This is a genomic window from Microbacterium plantarum, assembly GCF_035231185.1.
In the GTDB taxonomy this organism is placed as follows: domain Bacteria; phylum Actinomycetota; class Actinomycetes; order Actinomycetales; family Microbacteriaceae; genus Microbacterium; species Microbacterium plantarum.
Window position 1 is genome coordinate 3,273,233 of the sequence record NZ_CP141117.1, and the last position, 22,762, is coordinate 3,295,994.

Annotated in this window: 21 protein-coding genes; 8 read left to right on the forward strand and 13 right to left on the reverse strand. The window is 69.4% G+C overall.

Annotation, left to right across the window (positions count from 1 at the left end; genetic code table 11):
* Positions 1 to 19 precede the first annotated feature (19 nt).
* The 4 genes from VC184_RS15940 to VC184_RS15955 form a co-directional block, all read right to left on the reverse strand.
* Entirely contained in the window at positions 20 to 2,275 is a 2,256-nt protein-coding gene (locus VC184_RS15940; RefSeq protein ID WP_274179193.1) for an FAD-dependent oxidoreductase, read from the reverse strand.
* Between the two features lie 91 nt (positions 2,276 to 2,366).
* Positions 2,367 to 3,653: a sugar ABC transporter substrate-binding protein gene (locus VC184_RS15945; RefSeq protein WP_323986864.1), complete on the reverse strand. Its 1,287-nt coding sequence runs from the start codon at positions 3,651 to 3,653 to the stop codon at positions 2,367 to 2,369.
* A gap of 28 nt (positions 3,654 to 3,681) precedes the next feature.
* The gene (locus VC184_RS15950) at positions 3,682 to 4,590 is read right to left on the reverse strand and encodes a carbohydrate ABC transporter permease (RefSeq protein ID WP_269268368.1); all 909 of its coding nucleotides are present in this window, start codon (positions 4,588 to 4,590) and stop codon (positions 3,682 to 3,684) included.
* Positions 4,587 to 5,522, reverse strand: a complete 936-nt coding sequence (locus VC184_RS15955) for a carbohydrate ABC transporter permease (RefSeq protein ID WP_023953611.1) — start codon at positions 5,520 to 5,522, stop codon at positions 4,587 to 4,589. The genes VC184_RS15950 and VC184_RS15955 overlap by 4 nt, the downstream gene beginning before the upstream one ends.
* 162 nt (positions 5,523 to 5,684) lie before the next feature.
* Here VC184_RS15955 and VC184_RS15960 point away from each other — a divergent pair, with 162 nt between their 5' ends.
* Positions 5,685 to 6,455, forward strand: coding sequence for an IclR family transcriptional regulator (locus VC184_RS15960; RefSeq protein ID WP_323986866.1), 771 nt, complete (start codon positions 5,685 to 5,687; stop codon positions 6,453 to 6,455).
* Here the strand turns inward: VC184_RS15960 and VC184_RS15965 are convergent.
* Positions 6,440 to 7,786, reverse strand: coding sequence for an APC family permease (locus tag VC184_RS15965; RefSeq protein ID WP_323986868.1), 1,347 nt, complete (start codon positions 7,784 to 7,786; stop codon positions 6,440 to 6,442). The genes VC184_RS15960 and VC184_RS15965 overlap by 16 nt on opposite strands.
* A gap of 111 nt (positions 7,787 to 7,897) precedes the next feature.
* Here VC184_RS15965 and VC184_RS15970 point away from each other — a divergent pair, with 111 nt between their 5' ends.
* Entirely contained in the window at positions 7,898 to 8,644 is a 747-nt protein-coding gene (locus tag VC184_RS15970; protein WP_323986870.1) for an EI24 domain-containing protein, read from the forward strand.
* A 17-nt stretch (positions 8,645 to 8,661) separates the two neighbouring features.
* Here VC184_RS15970 and VC184_RS15975 read toward each other — a convergent pair whose 3' ends face one another.
* Genes VC184_RS15975 through VC184_RS16000 form a run of 6 tightly spaced genes read right to left on the reverse strand, consistent with a single transcriptional unit; the run spans position 8,662 to position 14,935 of the window.
* The gene (locus VC184_RS15975; protein WP_323986872.1) at positions 8,662 to 9,606 is read right to left on the reverse strand and encodes a cation diffusion facilitator family transporter; all 945 of its coding nucleotides are present in this window, start codon (positions 9,604 to 9,606) and stop codon (positions 8,662 to 8,664) included.
* The gene (locus VC184_RS15980; RefSeq protein WP_114587591.1) at positions 9,606 to 9,998 is read right to left on the reverse strand and encodes an ArsR/SmtB family transcription factor; all 393 of its coding nucleotides are present in this window, start codon (positions 9,996 to 9,998) and stop codon (positions 9,606 to 9,608) included. Before VC184_RS15980 ends, VC184_RS15975 begins: the two co-directional genes overlap by 1 nt.
* A 48-nt stretch (positions 9,999 to 10,046) precedes the next feature.
* Complete coding sequence (locus VC184_RS15985; protein ID WP_323986874.1) at positions 10,047 to 11,759, reverse strand: glycoside hydrolase family 13 protein; 1,713 nt, start codon at positions 11,757 to 11,759, stop codon at positions 10,047 to 10,049.
* A 31-nt stretch (positions 11,760 to 11,790) separates the two neighbouring features.
* Entirely contained in the window at positions 11,791 to 12,714 is a 924-nt protein-coding gene (locus VC184_RS15990; RefSeq protein ID WP_323986876.1) for a carbohydrate ABC transporter permease, read from the reverse strand.
* Positions 12,714 to 13,637 carry a carbohydrate ABC transporter permease gene (locus tag VC184_RS15995; RefSeq protein ID WP_323986877.1) on the reverse strand — a complete coding sequence of 308 codons (924 nt, stop codon included), beginning with the start codon at positions 13,635 to 13,637 and terminating at the stop codon, positions 12,714 to 12,716. The genes VC184_RS15990 and VC184_RS15995 overlap by 1 nt, the downstream gene beginning before the upstream one ends.
* A complete protein-coding gene (locus VC184_RS16000; RefSeq protein ID WP_407667148.1) occupies positions 13,634 to 14,935 on the reverse strand; it encodes an ABC transporter substrate-binding protein in 1,302 nt (433 codons plus the stop codon). Before VC184_RS16000 ends, VC184_RS15995 begins: the two co-directional genes overlap by 4 nt.
* Before the next feature lie 138 nt (positions 14,936 to 15,073).
* Between VC184_RS16000 and VC184_RS16005 the strand changes: the two genes are divergently transcribed.
* Positions 15,074 to 16,270 (forward strand): ROK family protein, encoded by a 1,197-nt coding sequence (locus tag VC184_RS16005; protein WP_323986879.1) that lies wholly within the window; start codon positions 15,074 to 15,076, stop codon positions 16,268 to 16,270.
* A gap of 13 nt (positions 16,271 to 16,283) precedes the next feature.
* On the opposite strand, the gene VC184_RS16010 is transcribed toward VC184_RS16005, so the two are convergent.
* Together VC184_RS16010 and VC184_RS16015 are read right to left on the reverse strand one after the other, a co-directional pair.
* On the reverse strand, positions 16,284 to 16,565 hold the full coding sequence (locus VC184_RS16010) for a hypothetical protein (protein ID WP_323986881.1): 282 nt from the start codon (positions 16,563 to 16,565) through the stop codon (positions 16,284 to 16,286).
* 32 nt (positions 16,566 to 16,597) lie between these two features.
* Positions 16,598 to 16,927, reverse strand: coding sequence for a DUF3253 domain-containing protein (locus VC184_RS16015; RefSeq protein WP_323987786.1), 330 nt, complete (start codon positions 16,925 to 16,927; stop codon positions 16,598 to 16,600).
* A 190-nt stretch (positions 16,928 to 17,117) separates the two neighbouring features.
* Here VC184_RS16015 and VC184_RS16020 point away from each other — a divergent pair, with 190 nt between their 5' ends.
* From VC184_RS16020 to VC184_RS16040, 5 genes are all read left to right on the forward strand, one after another.
* On the forward strand, positions 17,118 to 18,068 hold the full coding sequence (locus VC184_RS16020) for an ATP-grasp domain-containing protein (RefSeq protein WP_323986883.1): 951 nt from the start codon (positions 17,118 to 17,120) through the stop codon (positions 18,066 to 18,068).
* 61 nt (positions 18,069 to 18,129) lie between these two features.
* The gene (locus tag VC184_RS16025) at positions 18,130 to 19,686 is read left to right on the forward strand and encodes a cryptochrome/photolyase family protein (protein WP_323986884.1); all 1,557 of its coding nucleotides are present in this window, start codon (positions 18,130 to 18,132) and stop codon (positions 19,684 to 19,686) included.
* Positions 19,683 to 20,435: an SDR family NAD(P)-dependent oxidoreductase gene (locus VC184_RS16030; protein ID WP_323986886.1), complete on the forward strand. Its 753-nt coding sequence runs from the start codon at positions 19,683 to 19,685 to the stop codon at positions 20,433 to 20,435. The genes VC184_RS16025 and VC184_RS16030 overlap by 4 nt, the downstream gene beginning before the upstream one ends.
* Positions 20,435 to 21,325 (forward strand): UbiA family prenyltransferase, encoded by an 891-nt coding sequence (locus tag VC184_RS16035; protein WP_323986888.1) that lies wholly within the window; start codon positions 20,435 to 20,437, stop codon positions 21,323 to 21,325. The genes VC184_RS16030 and VC184_RS16035 overlap by 1 nt, the downstream gene beginning before the upstream one ends.
* Positions 21,322 to 22,734 carry a phytoene desaturase family protein gene (locus VC184_RS16040; RefSeq protein WP_323986890.1) on the forward strand — a complete coding sequence of 471 codons (1,413 nt, stop codon included), beginning with the start codon at positions 21,322 to 21,324 and terminating at the stop codon, positions 22,732 to 22,734. Before VC184_RS16035 ends, VC184_RS16040 begins: the two co-directional genes overlap by 4 nt.
* The last annotated feature ends 28 nt before the right edge of the window (positions 22,735 to 22,762 follow it).

Below are 22,762 nucleotides of genomic sequence, written 5' to 3' on the forward strand. Positions count from 1 at the left end.
TCGTCGGGGTCTTCGGTGTTCACATCACGCGCAGCGACACGATCCGCGCCTGCGCGGCACCGTTCGTGGCCGTCACCCGCACCCGCAGGCCCCTGACCCCGTCGACCTCGACGTCGTGAACACGCTGTCGTCGGCGGTTCGCCGTCACGCTGACCCGTTCGACCCAGACGCCGTCGGCGCCGCAGGTCTCCACGACGTAGTCGCGAACCAGCTCGGGGAACACGCGGTCGGGCGTGCGGTGGTGATGCAGCGTGTTGAGCTCGACGTCGGTGTCGTCATCGAACACCAGTCGCACGGCCGTGATCGACTGCTCGTCATCCCAGGCGAGGGCGAGGTGCGGCGCCGCGTCGTCGGGACGCGACATCCACAGGTTCGGACCGCCGAAGAACCGCTGATAGCCGCCGACCGCCTGCTGGGCCGCGAAGGCCGACGTCTGGGGATGCAGGCGCACGCGCGGCGTGCGTCCTCGCATCGGGATCGCCGGCCACGCGATGACGCTCTCGGACTCGTCGACGGCGACGTTCTGATCACCGTCGGCCTGAGGTCGGTGCGGCAGGGTCAGCACTCCCGGCACCTGCGCCTCGGCGAGGACGACGCTCACATCGGGATCGGCGCCCAGGACCACGACGACGTTCTCGGGCTCATCCGGAGTCCACACGAGCGGCAACCGCACCCACTGCGGGTCGGCGGCTGCCCTCACGTCGACCGAGACCCGCATCCGTTCGTCGATGGGAACCGCGTTCTGCCGCCGCCCGGTGGTCCACAGCCCGGCGGTGAGGGTGGCAGCGCGGGCCACCTTCAGCAGAACGTCGACGCCGTCGAGCTGCGGGTCCACCGGGACGAGCACGCCGAGGTCGGAGTCGAGCGGGTGCTCGGCGACAGCGGCATCCGGCACGAGTTCGACGGGGTCGAGCGTGGTCGCCACCGATGACGCCGATACGCGGGCCTGCCGCGCCAGGTCGGCCGGATCGGTGTTGCGCACGCCGAACACCGAGGCATCCTGGCGCAGGAGCACCTGACGCAGCTCGTCGGCGTGGTCGGCAGCCAGCGCGCGCGGACGCACCCCGAGGTCGAGCGCGAGCGCGGCTCCGGTTCCCGCCGCCTCGCCGCCCGCGCCGCATGTGGCCATGACACGGGTCGAGCCGAACGCGACATGGCTCGCCGAGATGTCGCGCCCCGCCACCAGCAAGTTCGCGACGTTGCGCGAGTAGTAGCTGCGGAACGGGATGCCGTAGATGCCGTTCGAGTACCGCTGGTGCGCCCCGGCCTCGGTGGCGTACATGCCCTCGACCGGGTGCAGGTCGATCGACCAGCCGCCGAACGCGACCGCGTCGTGGTGGTCGACCTGATCGAGGATGTCGTTCTGGGTCAGCACATGGTCCCCCAGGAATCGGCGGTACTCGCGCTTGCCCGGGATCGTGCCGACCCATTCGAGATCGAGGGTGTCGGCGTCGAAGCGGCCCGAGTTCTTGATGTAGTCCCAGATGCCGAAGATGACGGAGCGCAGCTCGTCGCGGATCGCCTCGTTGTCGTGCACGGTGTCGAGGTGGCCGCCCCACTCGATCCACCAGTAGTGCGCGCCCGAGTCGCCGGACCGCAGGATCCGCGACGTCGGGATCGGGGTGGCCGTGATGTCCTTCGCCGAGTCCGGCGCGACGAAGTCGACCGGTCGTCCCACATCCTTCGTGTAGAAGAGGATCGTCGAACCGAGGAGTTCGTCATCGGCCGTCTCGGGCGCCCACGCCTCACCGAACTCGCCGCGGGCCTCGCGACCGATCCGGAAGTCGGCGCCGGCCAGGTACCCGATGAGACCGTCGCCGGTGCAGTCGAGGACGTACGGGCTCCGGAACGTCGTGGCGATCTCCGAGCCCATCGTCCACCCATGGACGGCGGTCACGACCCGCTCGCCGTCGACGTCGTCGGTGTCGATCTCGCGCACATCCGTGTTGAGGAACAACCGGATGTTGGGCTCGGCCCGCACCGCGTCGAGCACGACCTCGTCCCAGATGATGGGGTTCCCCTCCGGGTTGCGGTACTGGTTCTCGACGTAGAGCTCGCCGATCACGCCGCTCTCGCGGGCGAACCGCTGGATTCCGTGCGACGTCGCGCCGACGACCCATACCCGCACCTCCGACGACGAGTTGCCGCCCAGCACCGGCCGGTTGCCGATGAGCGCCACCTGCTTCCCCAGCCGCGCGGCGCTGATCGCCGCGCAGACGCCGGCGAGGCCGCCGCCGACGACGGTGATGTCGGATTCGATGTTCTGAGTGCGCATGGTTCCTTCAGGGCAGGGGGGATCACCGGCGGGAGCGAGACGGCTCCCGCCGGTCGGACGACGGTCTGGTCGAGCGGTGGGACGGACGGGCTCAGAGCAGGCGGGAGATCGCCTCCCCCGCGCTCTTCATCGCCGCCCCAGGCTGGGCCTGGCCGATGAGGACCGCCTGCACCTGTTCGGCGATCGCGGTCTCCATCTGTCCGTACGCCGGGTACTTCCACAGCGGGCTGGGCTTCGCCGTCGCGGTGATCGATGACGTGAACGCCTCGACGAACGCGTTCGAGGTGACCGCGTCCGACGAAAGAGCGGCATCCGTCGTCGGCGGCAGACCGAGCGCCGTGAAGTACGTCTCGCTCTGCGCGGTGTCGCTGGTGAGCCACGACGCGAAGTCGGCGGCGGTCTGCGCCCCGTCGCCGTCGACGACGACGACCAGGTGTCCCCAGAGGACATGCTGCGGGGTCTGACCGGCTTTGAGAACCGGCCGCGCGATCGGGGTCATCTTGTCGCCGAGCGAAGCATCGGGCGACTGCGAGAGCACGGCGGATTTGCCCACGGGGGCATCGTCGTAAATCGCGGTAGATCCCTGGGCGAAGAGGGTTCGCGCCGCGGCACGGTCGACGTCGGGGGCGATGAGCCCCTCGTCGTAGAGCTTCTTATACCACTCGACGGCCTTGATCGACGCCTCGTCTCCGATCGCAGACTCGTCGCCGTCGACGATCGGCGATCCGAAGGTCTGCATCCACACGACGATGTCCTTGAGCTGCGCGGCCTTCGTGCTCGCCGCGTAGGGGATCACCCCGATCCCCTTGAGCGCACGCAGGCCCTCCTCGAACTCCTCGATCGTGGCGGGGGTGAGCGACGCCCCGGCACGGTCGAACAGCTCGGCGTTGCCGATGAGGCCGACGGCGCCGATCGTCCAGGGCAGTCCGAGCTGCTTGCCGTCCGACTTGCCCGCCCCCAGTGCGGCGTCGGTGTACCCCTTGCCCTGCGTGAACGCGGACAGGTCGGTGAGCTTCCCGAGTGCGGCGAGCGCCGACAGCCAGGCGACGTCGAGCTGCGCGGCACCGGCGAACTGACCGCCTCGCACCTGCAGCGTCAGCTGATTGAGGTAATCGTTGTACGGATAGGCGACCGTGTCGATCTCGATGCCCTCGGCCTGCCGGAAGCTCGACAGGGCGGATTCGATCGCCGGCTTCGCCGCTTCCTCCGACAGGCTCCACGACGAGAATGTGAAGTCGGTGGCGGTGCCGCCGCCGGGTGTCGCGGCAGGCGCACCGGAATCTCCCGGGGCGCAGCCGGCGAGCCCGAGCACGGCGGCGCCGCCGATGCCGAACACCGAGTACCGCAGCAGCGTGCGCCGCGAGATGTCCTGGACCATGAATTCTCCTTCGAATCGGGTGGGTGGATCAGCCCTTGACCGCGCCGGCGGTGATGCCGCCGACGAGGAAGCGCTGGAGCAGGATGAACGCGACGCACACGGGCACCGACACCACGAGGGATGCCGCCATGAGCGCGGGCCACGAGGTGCTGGCCTCGGAGATGAAGGTGTTCACGAGGCCGGGCGGCAGCGTCTGCCGATCGGGCCCGGCGAGGGTGAGCGCGAAGATGAAGTCGTTCCACCCGCGGACGAAGGCGAACAGGCCGGCCGCGACCAACCCCGGCGCCGCCAGCGGGAACACGACCGAGTGGAAGATGCGCCACGGACCGGCGCCGTCGATGCGCGCCGCCTCGATGAGGTCGTCGGGAAGCGCGTCGAAGAAGCCCTTCAGCATCCAGACGCACAGCGGCAGGGTGAAGGTCGTGAACGACAGGATGAGCGCGAGGTAGGTGTTCAGGAGACCGAACTGCGCGAAGACGAGGTAGAGCGTGACGAGCAGCAGCGCCTGCGGGAACATCTGACTCGACAGCACGAAGTACATCAGCGACTTGCGGCCCGCGAAGCGATACTTCGAAAAGGCGTATCCCATGTACATCGACACCACGACCGACAGCACGGCGGTCACAACCGACACGATCACGCTGTTGCGGAGGTAGCCGAAGATCTGCTCGTTGCCGAAGACCGTCGCGTAGTGCTCGAACGTCACCTGTGTGGGGAAGAGGGACGGCGGGAAGGCGAACACGCGGTCGCTCGGGGTGAGCGAAGTCACGAGGAGCCAGTACACGGGGGCGAAGCCGAAGAGGACGATCACCGCGAGCGCGGTCCACATGCCCCAGCGGATGCGACCGCGTCGGCGGCGGGTCGGAGCCGGCTGCGCCGGGGCGGCCGAGTGAGATGCCGCGGGTGCGGGCGTGGGAACGGGGGTGATGGTGCTCATCGTGAGCCTTCCTTCTCGCCGCGCTCGGAGAGCCAGACGTACACCACCACGAGCACCGTCAGCAGCGCCATCCAGACGATGCCGAGCGCGCCGGCGTGACCCAGGTCGTAACCGCGGAAAGCGGTGTCGTACACCTCGGTGGCGAAAGTGCTGGTGGTGCCCGCGGGACCGCCGCCGGTCAGCACGAAGATCGTGTCGAAGTGCTGGAAGTTCCAGATGAACTCGAGCAGCACGACCAGAGCGGCGACGCCGCGGATGTGCGGCCACGTCACGGCGAAAAATCGGCGGACGACTCCGGCTCCGTCCATCGAGGCCGCCTCGTGCAGTTCGCCGGGGACCGTCTGCAGTGCGGCCAGCAGCATGACCATCACCCAGGGGAAGGTGTTCCACGTCTTCGCGATGATGAGCGCGCCGCGAGCAGTGTCGGTCTGGAAGAGCCAGGCGACCGGACTGTCGATGGCGCCGAGGCTCATGAGGATGCCGTTGAGCACACCGTAGTTGGCGTCGAAGATCCACATCCAGAGGAACGAGACGACGACGCCGGGAATCAGCCACGGGATGAGGAAGGCGCCCCGCAGGATGCGCTGGCCCGGGAAGCGCTGATTCAGCACGAGCGCGAGCGCGAGCCCGATCAGGAACGGCGCGATGGTCGCTCCCACGGTGAAGATGAGGGTCTGCCAGACGAGCCGACCGAAATCATCTGCGAGGACGGCGGACAGGTTCTCGAGCCCGACGAACTCCATGCCCGGATAGAGCAGATTCTCGTCGAAGAACGCCGAGACGAGCGACCGCAGCAGCGGGTAGAGCACGATCGCGCAGAGCAGCACGAACCCGGGCAGCAGCAGAAAGACCAGGAAGGTGCGCTCGCTCAGCCGCGAGCCGAGTCGGCCCCGCCCGGGGCTCTCGTGAGCGGTCACGCTCGAAGAGGTCATCGTCGTCCTTCGTTTCGTCGTCCGGGCCGTCGTCTGCGACTCCCGGGGGTGGCGACTATCCGCGTCGCCGAACTCAGAGTGCACGACGTGCGCATAGTGCGCAACTGTCATGCACTATGTGCATAATGGGGTGACGGACATCGGCGGCGAAAGCGAGGAAGCATGGCTGCGGAGAAGGGCGCCAATCAGAGCGTCGAGAAGGCGATCACGGTTCTCGAGACCTTCTCGGGGGGTGAACCCATGCGCGTGAGCGATGTCGCGCGCGAAGCCGGGATCGGTCAGTCGACCGCGTCCCGCCTGCTCGCGACTCTCGAGGCCGGCGGGCTGGTCGAGCGCGATCCGCAGACGTCGCTGTACTTCCTCGGCGCCGAGCTCATAACCCTCGCGGGCATCGCGATCAATCAGAACCGGGTACACCGAGTCGGCCGTCAGATCGCGCAGAGCCTCGCCGGAGAGATCGGTCTCGGCGTCAACATCGCCCTCCTCCGCGGCGCGGAGCTGGTCTACCTCTGCAACTTCGAAGGGCCGCTGTCACCGAAGTCGCACACGCTGATGGGGCAGCGCGTGCCGCTGCATGCGACCAGCATCGGCAAGGCCACGCTCATCGGCACGAATCGCGAGAAGCGCCTGCGACTGCTGCCGGAGCTGCCCGGCTTCACCGAGGCGACCATCACGACGCACGAAGCGCTCGACCGCGAGGTCGCGCTGACCGCGAGACGCGGCTACGCGATCGAGGTCGAGGAGTTCGTGCTCGGACGGGCCTCGACCGCCGCGCCGATCCTCGACCGCAGCGGGAAGATCGTCGCGGCCGTATCCATCTCCGGTCCGCTCACGGCGATCGATCTCGAGGCCCGCGGCGCGGAGCTGGGCCGCACGGTCGTCGAAACCGCCGACCGCATCAGCTCGGGCCTCGGCTATCAGGGCCCGGCCTGAGCCTTGCGGTCCGAGCGGCGACGCCCCGCCCGCGCGATGAAGAACAGGATCGTCCCGACCACGATGTAACCGGCGGTGCCCAGCCACACCGGCCCCGTCTGCTGGGTGAGCAGCACGACGCTGGCGATGATCGCGAGCACGGGCACGACCCGGGGCACCGAGAAGTGCTTGTGCTCGACCTTGTCCTTCTTCAGCACCAGGACGCTGATGTTCGCCGACAGGAAGACCAGCAGGAGCAGCAGCACCGTCGTCTCGGCCAGCGTTCCGATGTCGCCGAGGACCGTGAGGAGCATCGTGGCACCGGCGACGACGAGGATCGAGACCCACGGCGTGCGGCGCTTCGACAGCACACGGCCGAAGGCGTGCGGCAGCAGACCCGACTCGGCGAGACCGTAGCCCACGCGGCTGGCCATGACCATGAACAGCAGGGCACCGTTGGCGATGGCCACAAGGGCGATGAGGCTGAACAGCCACGGCGGGATGGCGACGCCGCTCGCGGTCACGACATCCAGCAACGGGCCGGTCGACTCGGCGAGCTCGGCCGGCGGCACGACGATGACGGCGCCGATCGCGATGAGCAGGTAGACGACCGCCGCGGTGATGATGGCGCCGAAGAGGGCTCGCGGGTACGACTTCGACGGGTTCTTCACCTCTTCCGCCATATTGGCCGCCGCCTCGAAGCCGAGGAACGAGAAGAAGGCGACGATGGATGCCGCGAACGCCCCCTGCAGCGGAGGCACATCCGGGGCGAACTCGAAGATGCGCGCCGGCTCGCCACCGCCCCCGGCGAAGACCATCGCCGCGACGAAGATGACGATGACCAGGCCCGAGACCTCGATGATCGACGCCACGAAGTTCGTGGCGAGCGACTCGCGCACCCCCCGCAGGTTGATGAGGGTGAGTACCGCGATGAAGGCGATCGCCACGGGGATCGGCGGGATGTCGAAGAGCGCGGCGAAGTAGTCGCCCGCGAACGCGTTCGCGAGCGCCGCCGCCGTCGTGATGCCCGACGCCATCATGAGGAAGCCCACGAGGAACGACAGGAACGGGATGCCGAACGCCTTGTCGACGTAACGGGCGGCGCCGCCCGCGTGCGGGTATTTCGTGATCAGCTCCGCGTAGGTGCCGGCGGTGAGCAGCGCGACGACGAGCGCGATCAGCAGCGGCAGCCAGATCACACCGCCGACGTCCGTCGCCATCGTTCCGACGAGCGTGTAGATGCCGGCGCCGAGGGTGTCGCCCACGATGAAGGCGAACAGGAGGGGGGTTCCGATGGCCCGCTTCAGTCCAGGCCGATCGTCGGCGATCAGCGCACTGGTGTCGTTGGTCATCGCATCACTTCAGCGCCTCACCCCGAATTCCGACAACCCCTGGCGTCGGCGCGTGATCTGTGATTGTGCACCTGCCACGGGGCGGCGCCCGATACAGGCAGGATGTGAGACATGTCCGATGCCCCCGCTCGCTCGTTCCTCCGCGGCGCCGCCGACCTCGCGCGCGGCTTCGGCTTCTGGTCGCGCCGGCCGGGGGTCATGGCGCTCGGCCTGATCCCCGCCGCGATCGTCGGGCTCGTGCTGCTCGGCGGCCTCATCGCGCTCGGCGCCTTTCTGTCTCAGATCGTCGACGCCCTCACCCCGTTCGCCGACGCATGGCCCGAGCTGTGGGCGACGCTCGTGCGCGTCGCCGCGGGCACCGCGGTGCTCGGCGGCGCGATCGTGCTCGTCGCGGTGTCGTTCACGGCGCTCGCCCTCATGGTGGGTGAGCCGTTCTACGACCGCATCTGGCGAGCCGCCGAAGCCGACCTCGGCGGTCCCGTTCCCGACAGCGAGAGCGGATTCTGGCGCTCGGTCGGCGACGCGGTCGGACTCATCGCCCGCGGTCTGCTCGCGGCGGTCATCGCGGCCCTCGTGGGCCTCATCCCCGTCGTCGGCGGCGTGCTGGGGTCGGTCACGGCGGTGTCGCTCACCGGCTGGCTGCTCGCGGATGAGCTGACCTCGCGCGCCCTGTCCGCACGCGGCATCCTGGCCGCCGACCGGCGCCGTCTCCGCCGTACGCACCGCGCCCGGTTCCTGGGCTTCGGCGTGGCTACGCAGCTGTGCTTCCTCGTTCCGCTCGGGGCCGTCGTCGCGATGCCGGCCGCCGTCGCCGGCTCGACCCGGCTGGCGCGGACGGTGCTGGACGCGCACGACTGAGGTCCCCACGCCCGACGTCAGTCGTGCCGCACCGAATCGGGCTCCTCGTCGCGGATGCGCTCGTTCTCGATCTGGAACGTCGAGTGCAGCACCGATACCTCGAAGTGCTCCGCGACGCACGAGCGCACCTCCTGCAGCACCTCGGCCGCATGGCCGTCGGTGAAGCACCGGTCCTCGACGACGACGTGCGCCGTGATGGTCGGAAGCCCCGACGCGACCGTGGACGCATGCAGATCATGCACATCGGTCACGTGGTCCAGGCGCAGGATGTGCGCGCGGACGTCGTCGAGATCGAGCCCCTGCGGCGTGAACTCCATCAGCACCGACGCCGTCTCGCGCATGAGCTTCACGGCGCGGGGCACGATGAGGGCGGCGATGAACAGCCCGGCGACAGCATCCGCCTGCGCGAATCCGGTCGTCGCGATGACGATCGCCGCGACGATGACGCCGACGGACCCGAGCGCGTCGTTGAGCACCTCGAGGAACGCCGCGCGCATGTTGAAGTTCGCGCCGCGACTCGAGGACAGCACCGCGATCGCGACGATGTTCGCGACGAGGCCGACGACGCCGAACACCAGCAGCTCCAGGGCGGGAACCTCGGGCGGCTCGAACAGGCGACGGATGCCCTCGATCGCGGCGTACACGCCCACCACGAGCAGCAGCGCTGCCTGGGCGAAAGCGGCGATCACCTCGATCCGGCGGAAGCCCCACGTCCGGCGGGCGTTGGCCGGCCGCATCATGAGGTTCGCGGCCACGAGCGCGACGAGCAGACCCGAGGCATCGGTGAGGGCATGGGCGGTGTCGGTGAGCAGCGCGAGGCTGCCTGTGACGATCGAACCCACCGCCTGGGTCACGACGATCGCCGCAGTGATCCCGAAGGCGATCCAAAGCCTCACCCGGAAGTCGGCGGGCTGTCCCGCCTGCGCCGCGTTCACGGGGCCATGGTCGTGTCCGGCGCCCATCAGCTGGCCTCGGCCTCGCCGGCGATCGCGCGGGGCCGCCGGAGGTGCCCGCACAGCGTCGCGCTCGTCCCCGTCGCGCCCAGCAACGCCTCGGCCGCATTGATGAGTCGCGCGGTCGCCTCCGGCTCGGCGAGGGCGTACCAGGACGATCGCCCGTCGGGTCGCACCGAGACGAGCCCGCACTCGAGCAGGAAGGCGACATGCTTGCTCACGGTCGACTGCGCGAGCCCGACATGCTCGACGAGATCGCGAACACGGTGCTCGCCGTACGACAGATGCTGCAGCACGGCGAGCCGGGTCGGGTCGGCGAGCGCCTGGAAGAGATGTGCGTAGACCTCGGTCGCGCGCGCGTCCAGCTCCACCGGGACACCAGCATCGAGAGATCCATTCATCACCACGAAGCGATGATATCGGGCGTGACCGATTTGAGATAGGTGGTGTCAGACGCGGGTCTGGCCAACTCCGGCCGGCGCGAGCCAGACGGTCGCCTCGCCGGCGAGCCGGCCGTCGACGAGCGGCTGCGTCGCGAGCGCGATCTCCCCATCCGGCACCGGGTAGGGCTCCTCGCCGAATGTCGTCACCACCTGCCATCCGTTGGGCCGCTCGAAATGCAGCACGTCGGAGCGACCTGTCTCGATCCACCTCAGCTCCTCCCCGGCCTGGAAGAGGGCTCGCAGTCGGAGTGCCTCGCGGTAGAGGTTCAGCGTCGACGCGGGTGCGCGGTCGAGAGCCGCGACGGCATGCTCGGCGAACCAGGCGGGCTGCGGTAGGTGAGAGCCGCCGTCCCCGAACCCGAACGACGGGTCGGTCTTCGTCCAGGGCAACGGCACACGGCATCCGTCGCGTCCGATCTCGGCACCCTCGGTGCGGAAGAAGGTGGGGTCCTGGCGATCGGGTGCCGCGATGTCGGCGACCTCGTGCAGTCCGAGCTCTTCGCCCTGATAGATGTAGGTCGACCCCGGCAGGCCGAGGATGAACATCGTCGCGGCCGCGGCTCGGCGCAGGCCTCGATCGCGGTCGAGGCCCGCCTCGTCGCCGCCGTCGATGAGCCACTGCCCGCCATGCCGCGAGGGCATGGTCGTCTCCGCGGTCGGCGTCTTCAGCCCATACCTCGTGGCGTGCCGGACGACGTCGTGGTTCGAGAGCACCCACGTGCTCGACGACCCCGACTGACGCGCGAGAGCGAGGTTGTCCGTGATGATCCGGCGGAAGGCCGCGGCGTCGAAATCCGCTTCGAGCAGGTCGAAGTTGAATGCCTGGCCGAGGCTCTCCGGGCGCGCGTACAGGTGGATGCGCGCCGGGTCGACCCACGCTTCCGCGACCGCGGTGCGGGGCGGGTCGTACGAGTCGAAGACGGCGCGCCACTCCGCGTACACCTCGTGGACGTCATCCCGGTCGATCAGCGGGTGGTTGCCGTCGCGCGGGAAGAGGTCGAGCTCGGCACGCGAGGGAAGCGGTTCGGTGAGGTCTTTCGTGAGCATGTGCGCCACGTCGATGCGGAACCCGTCGACTCCGCGGTCGGACCAGAATCGCAGCGTTTGGACGAAGTCGGCCCGCACCTCGGGGTGGTCCCAGTTCAGATCGGGCTGCTCGCGGGCGAAGTTGTGGAGGTACCACTGCCCGTCCGAGACGCGTTCCCAGGCCGATCCGCCGAACACCGACAGCCAGTCGGTCGGCGGCTCGGCACCTTCCGGGCCCGTGCCCTCTCGGAAGATGTAGCGCTCACGCTCGGCGGATCCCCGGCCTGCAGCGAGCGCTTCCTGGAACCAGACGTGCTGGTCCGAGGTGTGATTCGGCACGATGTCGACGACGACACGGATGCCGCGCTCGTGCAGCGCCGCGAGCATCGCGTCGAAGTCCTCGAGCGTTCCGAGACGCGGGTCGACGTTGCGGTAGTCCGCGACGTCGTAGCCACCGTCGGCGAGCTCGGAGGGATAGAACGGGCTGAGCCAGACGGCATTCACCCCGAGCTCCGCCAGGTAGTCGACGCGAGCCGTGATGCCCGGAAGGTCGCCCAGCCCATCGCCGTTGGCGTCGGAGAAGCTCCGGGGATAGATCTGATAGACCACCCCCTGCCGCCACCACGGGGCGGTCTCATCACCGAGGACGCTGTCGGCGTCGGAGGCGGCGGCGAGGTCGAGCGAGGTTGTCACGGAGATGTGTCCTTTCGTGGGGTCGGCGTGGTCAGCCCTTGACCGCACCCTGGGTGACGCCTTCCATGACCCAGCGCTGCGTGAACAGGTAGGCCAGGATCGCGGGCGCCATCGCCATGAGGTACGAGGCGAAGGAGACGTTGTAGTTGTTGCTGAACTGGGTCTGGAACAGGTTCTGCCGCACCGGCAGGGTCTGCATGGCGGGGTCCGAGATGATCAGCGACGGCAGCATGAAGTCGTTCCAGGCGTAGAGGAAGGCGAAGATGCCGACCGTCGCGCTCATCGGCGCGAGCAGCGGGAAGATCAGCTTCCAGAAGGTCTGCCACGTCGACGCGCCGTCGATGCGCGCGCTCTCCTCCAGCTCGATCGGAATCGAGCGCAGGAAGGCGGTGAACAGCAGCACGCTGAAGCTGAGCTGGAACATCGTCGCCAGCAGCACCACGCCGACCGGGTTGTCGAGGCCGAGTCGACCGGTCAGCTGGATCTGCGGCAGGGCCACCACGGGAAACGGGATGAACATCGCCGCCAGCAGGTAGAAGAACGAGTAGCGGAACAGCCGGCGGTCCCAGTTGCGGACGATCGCGTACGACGCGAAAGCGGCGAGGATGATGGTCGCGACGACGGTGCCTGCGGTGACGAAGAAAGAGATCGCCGCTCCGACCGGGAATCTCGTGAGGTTCCACGCCTGCACGAACCCGTCAATGCTGAAGGGCGCCGGCAGCGAGAATGCGTTGCCGTCGACGGCCTGACCGGTTGTCTTGAACGCCATCGAGATCGTGACGTACAGCGGCAGCAGCACCGTGACGGCGCACAGGATCAGGATGACCGTCGCCGACCAGTTGATGCGCTCGCCCTTCCCGGTGCGTGCCGCGCGGGTCGGACGGGTGCGACGGCGGGCGTCGACGGTGACGGCATCCGCCTGCTCGAAAGCGAGCGCGGGCTGAGAGGTGGACATCAGAACGAGTTCCTTCCGCGCGTGAGCGAGAGCTGGAGCAGCGAGATGAGCACGGCGACGATGAAGAAGATGGTCGCGTTCGCCATCTGGTAGGCGTAGTCGCCGCCGTTGAAGCCCGCGATGATCGTCATCGCGACGCTGCGGGTCGCCGTTCCGGGCCCGCCGTTGGTCAGGCCCACGATGATGTCGTAGGCGTTGAGGAAGCCCTTGAACCCGAGGATGACGTTGATGACGACGTATCCCGCGACGAGCGGCACCGTGATGCGCAGCAGCTGCTGCGTCTTCGATGCGCCGTCGAGGTCTGCCGCCTCGTAGACGTCGCCCGGAACCGACAGCAGCCCGGCGATGTAGATGAGGAGCGTGCCGGGGATCGCCTGCCACGCTGTCACGATCACGATCGCGACCCACGCGAGGTCGGGGTTTGCCAGGAGGCTCGTCTCGAGCCAGGGAAGGCCCAACGACGTGCCCGCGGCGGGAAGCGAGTTCGAGAAGAGGAAGTTGAAGACGTAGGCGATGATGATGCCCGAGATCACCATCGGGATGACGAAGACGGTGCGCAAGCCCGTCTTGAAACGGATGCGCGCGGTCAGGCCGACGGCCAGCAGGAACGCGACGACGTTCACGACGATGACCGTCGCGATCGCGAAGCCGGCGGTGAACAGATAGCTCTGCAGGATCGCCGGGTCGCTGAAGAGCGCGATGTAGTTCGTCAGCCCGATGAAGCGCCACTCGCCGATACCGATCGAATCGGTGAAGCTGAAGAAGATGCCGATGAGGCCGGGCACCGTGATCGCGAGCGTGAACAGCACCAGGCTGGGCAGCAGGAACAGGTAGTAGATCGGCTCGACCCGGCGGTGGCTCCGGCGGGCGCGGCGGTCGCCGCCGGTGAGGATCGTCGTCGTGGAACTCGTCGTCGCGGTCATCGCGCGCCCTCCGCCTCGTTCGTAAGCGCGGGCTGGCGGAAAGCCAGTCGCGCCCAGTCGGTGTCCATCGTGCGGAGGACGGATGCCGGGCTGTCGCCGAAGACCATCGCCTGCGCATACCCGAAGACAGGGATGGTCTTCGGCACCAGGACCGAGGGACCCTGGTAGACGCGCCCGGCGTCGTAGAACTCCTGCATCCCCGCGATGCGCGGATCGTCCGGCGGTGCGGCATCCGTCGTCGGGCTGAAGCCGAGCTGCGAGGCGTTGTAGGCCTCGATGATCTCGGGTCGGAAGAGGTATTCGAGGAAGTCGCGGGCGGCGTCCTGGTGGCGCGATCCCTCGGGGATCATCGCCGCAAGGTCCATGTTCACGCGCACCGCGCGGTCGGCCGGGTCGTCGGTCATCGGCAGAGGGAAGGTACCGAGCTCGAGGTCGGGGGCGGTCTTCGCGATCTCGCTGAACGCCCACGGGCCTTGCAGGTACATCGCCGCCTCGCCCTGCGCGAAGGCCAGGTTGCCGTCGCCATAGCCGCGGCTCGCAGCGTCACGGCTGACGTAGGCGCCGGCCAGCTGCAGCATCCGTTCTGCGGGCTCGGCGAAGTCCTTCTCGAACGACGTCGAGGACTCAGGGCCGACATCCGCGCCCTCCGTCGCGAGCCGGTCGAAGAAGTCGAGGACGTCGACCGAGCCGCCCACGGCGTAGTCGTACCAGCCCTGACCGATGGTCCAGTCGTCCTTGAAGGTCGCGTAGAACGGGGTGACCCCGGCCGCCTCCAGCGCGTCGCACACCGCGATGAGCTCGCTCCACGTCGTCGGGACCTCGAGGCCGAGTTCCTCGAAGATCGCGGTGTTGTAGATGACCGACGACGCCATGACCGAATAGGGCAGGGCGCTCGTGCGTCCGGGGCACGTGCCGTACTGGTCCATGAGCGGCTGCAGGTCCTCGCGGGTGCTCGCGGCGGCGTCGGTGCCGGCGAGGTCCGTCAGCGCGCATCGCTGGACGAATCGGGCGACCTCGTAGTTGTAGTTGGCCAGCATGATGTCGGGAGGATTGCCCCGGACGAAGCTGGCGGAGACGACATCCACACCCGACGTGTCCATCTCGACGCGCACGCGGTCCTGCGAGGCGTTGTACTGCGAGACCACGTCCTGCATGAACGTCAGCGCCTCGCGTTTGCTGAAGGTGAAGCGGATCGTCTCCCGCCCGTCCGCCGAGCACCCCACGAGCAGCGTCGCGGCGAGCGCGGCCACCGCCGTCGACGCGACGATGCGCCTCGCTCGCCTCGCCCTGTTCCACACCGGCTCCGTCACCTGAGTCCTCCGATCGCCTCATTGCGGCTCGAATCGTCGCCGAGTAAATTTACTCGCCAAATCAATTGCTGAACGGCAGTATGGCAGGGCCGGATCAGAAAGGTCAACACACATATGTCGACGACGATGACGACGGTGGCCGCGCGCCCCGCGAGCCACGACGCGATCCTCGCCTTCGCCTGGACCTCGGCGGAGTTCACCGCGACCGACGTCATCGCCGCGACCGGGCTGACCCGCTCAACGACGATCGACGCGCTCGACGCGCTCGTCGAGCTCGGGCTGCTGCGAGAGCTCCCCAACGCACGCATCGCGGGGGACTACCGCAAGGGACGCCCTGCCCGCCGATTCGCGCTCCGCGACGATGCTGCCGTGCTGGTCGGCGTGGATGCCGGGCACGTACACCTCACCGCGACCGTGACAGACCTCCGCTCGCGCAGCCTCGCCACGCAGCGCGCGACTCTCGTGCTCGACGGCGACGATGCCAGGACCCGCGCCCGGCGGATCATCGCCGTCATCGACGCGGCACTCGACGCCGCCGGGCGAACGCGTGGCGAAGTGCTCGCCGTGTGCGTCGGCGTGCCGGCACCCGTCGACGGCGACGGGCGCTCGCCTGAGCACCCCCGCGGGTTCTGGGCACGCATGAACCCCGGCCTCGTCGCCGAGCTGTCGTGGGCGCCGATCGTGCGAGTCGACAACGACGCCTCGCTGGCCGCCGTCGCCGAGGGCTCCGTCGGCGCCGCGGCCGGATGCCGCGACTTCATCGCCCTGCTCGCGGGAACGCGCCTCGGGGCGGGTGTCGTCGTCGACGGCAACCTGCTGCGAGGACGACACGGCGGGGTGGGCGAGATGGTCGCCTTCGACCACGTCGAGGGGGTCGGGAACGCGGAGGGGCTCGGCACTCGCGCCGTCCAGTGGGCGAGGGAAGCCGCCGCGGGCGGCGAGCTCTCGCCCGCGAGTCCGCTCTCGGACCTCGCATCCACCGATCTCGATGCCCGCATCGTGCTCGAGCTGGCCGCCCGCGGTGACGCCGACGCCCTGCGCATCGCGGAACGCGTCGGAATGACGCTCGCCCGCATCGTCAGCGTGCTCGGCAGCATGTTCGACCCACAGCGCGTCGTCGTCTCGGGTGGCATCTCCGCGGGCGTCGAGGAAGTCGTCACCGCTGCGCGCCGGTTCCTCCCCACCGACCTCGACCTGCCGGCGCCCGAGCTCGTGGCATCCGATCTCGGCGCCGACGTCGTCGTGGTCGGGGCCGTCGCCGGAGCGGCCGAAGCCGCCCGGGACGGGGCGCTCGACGTGTGGGCGGCGCGGGCGGGCGCCTAACGGAGCGGCGGCGTCACTGCTGCGGGTCGACCTCCATGACGATCCGGCGCCCGGCGTCGATCACGCCAGGCCCTTTGTCCGGCGATGGCGCGGGAACCGGCAGCTCCTGCTCGACCTCCCAGGTGAGCCGGGCGTTGTTCGCCGCGGGGTGGAACAGCTCGTCGAAACCGAGCAAACCTCCTGACGACGGCCGATCCGCCTCGTCTCGGCGGCGCGTCGCGAACGCGGAGCCGATGAAGACCAACGGCAACGAGAGCACGAACACGATGGTGCCCCAGCCGAAGACGTCCGCCATGCCGACAGGCTAGAGCGAGTCGCTCCTCGCGGCTACCGACGGGCGCGGCGGATGCGGATCGGCCCCTTCGCCGTCGACGGGTCGACGACGGCACCGCGCTGCGTGATCTCGACCTCACCGCCGGCGACGAGCCGCCGCGCGGCACGGCGCGCGGGTTCCATCAGGTCGCGCCACTCCTCGCCGCCGACGGCGCGCGCCGCCTCGGAGGGGCAGATCGTCGCCCCCGCGGCGCGAGCGCTCAGCAGCTCGAGGATCTTCTCGCTCAGCTGCGCGTCGACGGTTCGGATGCCGCGACGGCGGCACGCATCCGAGCAGTAGCGGACCTCGTCCCAGTTCTTCGCCCACTTCGCGCGCCACTGCATCTCGCGACCGCACGACGCGCACGTCTTCGGCGGCGGGGTGGGGGCGGTTGCGCGGCTGGACGATCGGGACACGCGCCCAGTCTGCGCGCATTCCGGACGTCGGCGCGGGCCGTTGACAGATGCCCGAGCAGGGGGCGTCATCGTCGGTCACGCAGCCCGTGACCCAGCCCGATCGGCTTAGCCTGACGGGATGTCGTTGTCGCCGAAGGTGTACGTGATCCACGAGAACCCCGAGTGGTGGGCGCCCTTCGCGGCCGCGTTCGCCGCCGAGGACGTCCCCGCAGAGCAGTGGCTGCTCACCGACGGATCCATCGATCTGTCCGCCGAGCCGCCGCAGGGGGTCTTCTGGTCGCGGCTGTCGGCATCGGCGCACACGCGCGATCACGCGCAGTCGAAGGAGTACGGCCGCGCGGTGCTCCGCTGGCTCGAGTCGTGGGGCCGCACGGTGATCGGCGGCAGCCACGTCCTCGAGTTCGAGGTCAGCAAGGTCGCCCAGCATGCCGCCCTGCGGACGAGCGGCATCGACGTCCCGCACACCGTCGCCGTCTTCGGCACCGGTGACCTGAAGGAGCGCGCACGCGAGTTCCCGGTGCCGTTCATCAGCAAGCACAACCAGGGCGGCAAGGGTCTCGGCGTCCGCCGCTGGGACTCCCACGACGAGTTCGACGCCTGGGTCGACGGCCCCGAGTTCGAGGCATCCCCCGACGGCATCACACTCATCCAGGAGTTCCTGTTCGCCCGTGAGCCGTTCGTCACCCGCGCCGAGTACGTCGGCGGCGAGTTCGTCTACGCCGTGCGCGTCGACACGAGCGCCGGCAGCTTCGAGCTCTGCCCCGCCGATGCGTGCGTCGTCGACCCCGCCGCGGGCACGGGCGCCACCCCGGCCTATCCGCCCTTCGCGCTGCGCGACGAGATCACCGCCGACCATCCCCTGGTCGTGCAGCACCGCGACTTCCTCCGCGCCGTCGACATCCGCATCGCCGGAATCGAGTTCGTCGAGACGATCGAGGGGCGACTCGTCACCTACGACCTCAACACGAACACGAACTACAACCCCGACGTCGAGGCCTCGGCTCACGCATCCGGGCCGGGCGAGATCGCCCGGTTCCTCGGCGGACTGCTCGGCGAAGCACACGACTAGCGCAGGCCCGCCTCACGCACAACCGATAGGCCGCATCCGAGGCCCTTCCTACGCTGACACCGTGCTCCGAAACCTCGTGATCGTCCTGGGCGACCAGCTCGACCCCGACGCGAGCGCCTTCGACGACTTCGACCCGGCGCAGGATGCCGTCTGGATGGCGGAGGTCGCCGAAGAGTCCACCCACGTCTGGAGCTCGAAGCCGCGCACCGCGGTGTTCCTCGCCGCGATGCGCCACTTCGCCGAGGACCAGCGCGACGCCGGGCACACCCTGCACTACGCGGAGCTCGACGCACGGGGGAACTCGGGCACATTCGCCGGCCAGCTCGCCGCCGACCTGGAGAAGCTGAAGCCCGAGGCGCTCGTGATGACCGAGCCCGGCGAGTGGCGCGTGCGCGAAGCGCTGCAGCAGACGGCGGATGCCGCCGGCATCCCGCTCGACATCCGCATCGACCGGCACTTCTTCTCGACCATCGCCGAGTTCGCCGAGCACGCCGAGGGCCGGGCGACCCTGCGGATGGAGTACTTCTACCGCGAGATGCGCAAGCGGCACGGCATCCTCATGACCGGGCGCGGGCAGCCCGTCGGCGGCGAATGGAACTACGACGCCGACAACCGCAAGGCGTTCCCGAAGCAGGGTCCCGGTCTCGTGCCGCCCCGCGCGACCTTCGCGCCCGATGAGATCACGCGCGAGGTGATCGCGCTCGTCGACACGGAGTTCGCCGAGCACCCCGGTTCGCTCGACACGTTCGCGTGGCCGGTCACTCGCGCGCAGGCGCTCGAAGCGCTCGACCTCTTCATCGACGAGCGGCTGCCGGGCTTCGGCGATGCGCAGGACGCGATGTGGCCGGGCGAGCCCTGGCTGTGGCACGCGCACCTGTCATCGTCGATGAACCTGAAGCTGCTGCATCCTCGCGAGGTCGTCGCGGCCGCCGAGGAGGCCTACCGGTCGCAACGTGCGCCTCTTGCGGCGGTCGAGGGGTTCATCCGGCAGATCCTCGGCTGGCGCGAGTACGTGCGCGGCATCTACTGGACGCAGATGCCCGGCTACATCCAGCGGAACGCGTTCGAGGCGTTCGAGCCGCTGCCCGACTGGTACTGGACGGGCGATACGCCGATGGCGTGCCTGAAGGATGCCATCGACACGACACTCGAGAACGGGTACGCGCACCACATCCAGCGCCTCATGGTCACGGGGCTCTACGCGATGCTGCTCGGTGTCGACCCGCGCGAGGTGCACGCCTGGTACCTCGCCGTCTACGTCGACGCGGTCGAGTGGGCCGAGCTTCCGAACACGCTCGGGATGAGCCAGTACGCCGACGGCGGGCTCATGGGCAGCAAGCCGTACGCCGCGACCGGCAAGTACATCGATCGCATGAGCCCGTACTGCAAGACGTGCCCGTTCGACCCGGCGAAGCGGATCGGCGAGGATGCCTGCCCCTTCACCACTCTCTACTGGGACTACCTCATCCGGCACGAGGCGCCCCTCGCCGAGAACCACCGCATGGCGCTGCAGGTGAAGAACCTGGGCCGCCTGGGCGACGACGAGATCGATCAGATCCGCGACCGCGCCGACGCCATCCGGCGCGGCGACGTCACCGCACCGGGGGGAATCCGATGACCGACGGGAACGCCGCACAGAACGACATCGCGCTGGTCACCGGCGCCCGAGGCGGGGTGGGCCGCGCGCTCGTCGCACGCCTGCGCGCCCGCGGCCTGCGTGTCGCCGCCGTCGGCCGGGATACCGCCTCCCTCGCAGACGTCGACGCCGACGCGCACATCGAGACCGACGTCACGACACCCGAGGGTGCCGCGCGGGCGTTCGCGGAGTGCCGCGACGAGCTCGGCGGGGCACCCGCGCTCCTGGCTCACGCGGTCGGCAGCACCCTCATCACGCCGCTGCACCGGACGAAGACCGAGGACGCCCGCGACGTGCTGCGCGTCAACCTCGAGAGCAGCCTCTGGATGCTGCACGCCTGGCTCGGGGCGACGGGCAAGGCGCCGGGCGCCGCGGTGTTCGCCAGTTCGGTCGTCGCCCGCATCGGCGTCGCCAACCACGAGGTGATCGCCGCGGCGAAGGGCGGCGTCGAGGCGCTGGTCCGCAGCGCCGCCGCGACCTACGCCGCTCGCGGCATCCGCGTGAACGCCGTCGCACCCGGTATAACCGACACCCCTCTGACCGCCGGCATGCTCTCGGCGCCCATGCTGCGCGAGAGCGCCGAGAAGCAGTACCCGCTCGGCGGCGTGCAGTCTGCCGACGAGGTCGCCGCGGTCATGGATTGGCTGCTCTCGTCCGACGCATCTCGCATCACCGGCCAGGTGATCCCGGTCGACGGCGGATTCACCACCATTCGGCCGATGGTGAGATAGTGACGACACCCGAACCCAGGAGCGACGCCATCACCCGTCCGACATCGGCGCTTGCGCGCCTCGTCCACATCTCGCGGCCCGTTCTGTGGATCAACACGATCGGCACCGGCGCGCTCGGCATGTGGCTGACCGGTCAGCTCATCGACGTCGCCGCGATCCCGCTGCTGATCTGGCTGACGCTGCCGTTCAACTTGCTGATCTACGGCGTGAACGACATCTTCGACCAGGACACGGATGCGCTGAACCCGCGCAAGGGTTCGATCGAGGGCGCGCGCATCGAGCCGCGCGAGGTGAAGCTCATCGCATGGGCGGTGGCGGTCACCAACATCCCGTTCCTGATCTATTTCGTCATCGCGCTTCCGCTCGCCGCCGTCGGGCTGATCCTGCTCTACGCGGGCGTGTTCGTCTTCTACTCCGCCCCACCGCTGCGGTTCAAGGCGCGACCGTTCCTCGATTCGCTGAGCAACGCCGCCTACGGCCTGCCGCTGCTGATCCTGCCGGTCGCCCTCGAGGCACCGCCGGTCTGGCCCGCCGTCGTCGGGCTGCTCGCCTGGAGCGTCGCGAAGCACGCCTACGACGCCGTGCAGGACATCGAGGAAGACCGCGAGGCGGGCATCACCACCACCGCGGTACTGCTCGGCCCGCGCGGCACCGCCCTGTGGAGTGGCGCCTGGTGGCTCATCTCGACCGCGCTCTTCGCGCTCGTCAGCGTGCCCGTCGCGCTCGTCAACCTCGCCCTCGCCGGGACCCTCGTCGCCTGGATGCTGCTGCGCCCGACACCCGCGACCGGCCGCAGGCTGTATCCGCTGTCCGTCGCCTTCCCGTACATCGCGGGATCGGTCGCGAGCGGGCTGCTGCTCGCCGCCATGTTCCTGGGGATCTATCCATGAGCCGCATCGTCGTCGTCGGCGCGGGCCTCGGCGGGCTCGCGGCATCCGCCCTGCTCGCCCACGCCGGCCACCGCGTGACGCTGCTCGAAGCGGCCGAGACCGTCGGCGGCAAGAGCCGGCGCATCGAGCTCGACGGCGAGCGCATCGACACGGGACCATCCCTCGTCACCTTCCCGTCCGTCTGGGATGAGCTGCTGCGCCGGTTGGGCGCCGGGCCGCGAACGGGCACGGATGCCGGTGGGCTCGACCTCGTCCGTCTCGATGAGGTCGGCCGCTACTACTACCGGGGCGAAGAGGTGTCGCTGCCCGTGCCGGAAGGGCACCCCTGGTACCCGGCATGGAAGCGATTCAGCGACGAGCACGCACCCCTCGCGGGCGACGTCGCCGCGCTGCTCGTCGCCGACCCGCTCGATCGCGCGTCGCTGCCCGCGCTGCAGCGGTTGCTCGCCGTGTACGGTCGACGCCTCAGCACCCGCGCCTACCTCGACAGCCTCACCTGGATGCCCGAGGGACTGCGCGAGATCATCGCGATCCACACCCTCAACGCCGGCGTCTCCCCCTCCCGCACCCCGGCGTTGTACGCGAGCATGCCCGCCGTCATGGCCGCCGACGGGGTCTGGGTGCCCCGTGGCGGGGTGTTCGAGATCGTCGTCGCCCTGCAGCGGCTGGCGGATGCCGCGGGCGTCGAGATCCGCACCGGCGAGCGCGTCACGCGCATCGAACGCGGGCGGGTCACGACCGAGCGCGATGTGCACGAGGCGGATGTCGTCGTCAGCGGTCTCGACGCGTCACGACTCGACGGGCTGCTGGGGCAGCGGCGCCTCATTCCCGGTTCGCCGTCGCTGTCGTGCTCGGCCGTCGCGGTCTACGGTGTGCTCGAGAAGCCTCTCCCCGAGCGGATCGCCGCGCACAGCGTCATCCTGCCGACGAAGCCCGCTGCCCTGCACCGCAGTCTCGCCGCGGGCGACGAGCCCGCCGACACGATGGCGTTCGTCAACCACTACCGTGCCGGCGAGATCTACCCGAACGACCGCAGCACGCTCGCCGTCCTGCTGACCAGCCCCGCCGATGGCCAGGGCTACTCGCTCGACCACCCGTTCGTGACGCGCGAGATCGAGCGCATCTCGCGCGCCATGGGCCTCGACGGACTCCTCACCGATGCGATGACCGAGACGACCGTGCTCGACCCCCGCTACTTCGGCTCGTTCGGCGAGCCCCACGGCGCCCTCTACGGCGCATCGCGACCGCTGTGGATGAGCGGCCCGCTGCACCAGCCCGCGCAGCACGACCTCCGCGCACCCTGGCTCTGGCGGGTCGGCGCCTCGGTCCACCCGGGCGGCGGCATCCCCGCCGTGCTCGGCGGCGCGATGATCGTCGCGGCGAAGCTGCTCAAGCGGCATCCGGCCTGAGCCGGCTTACAGCCGAGGAGATCTGCTG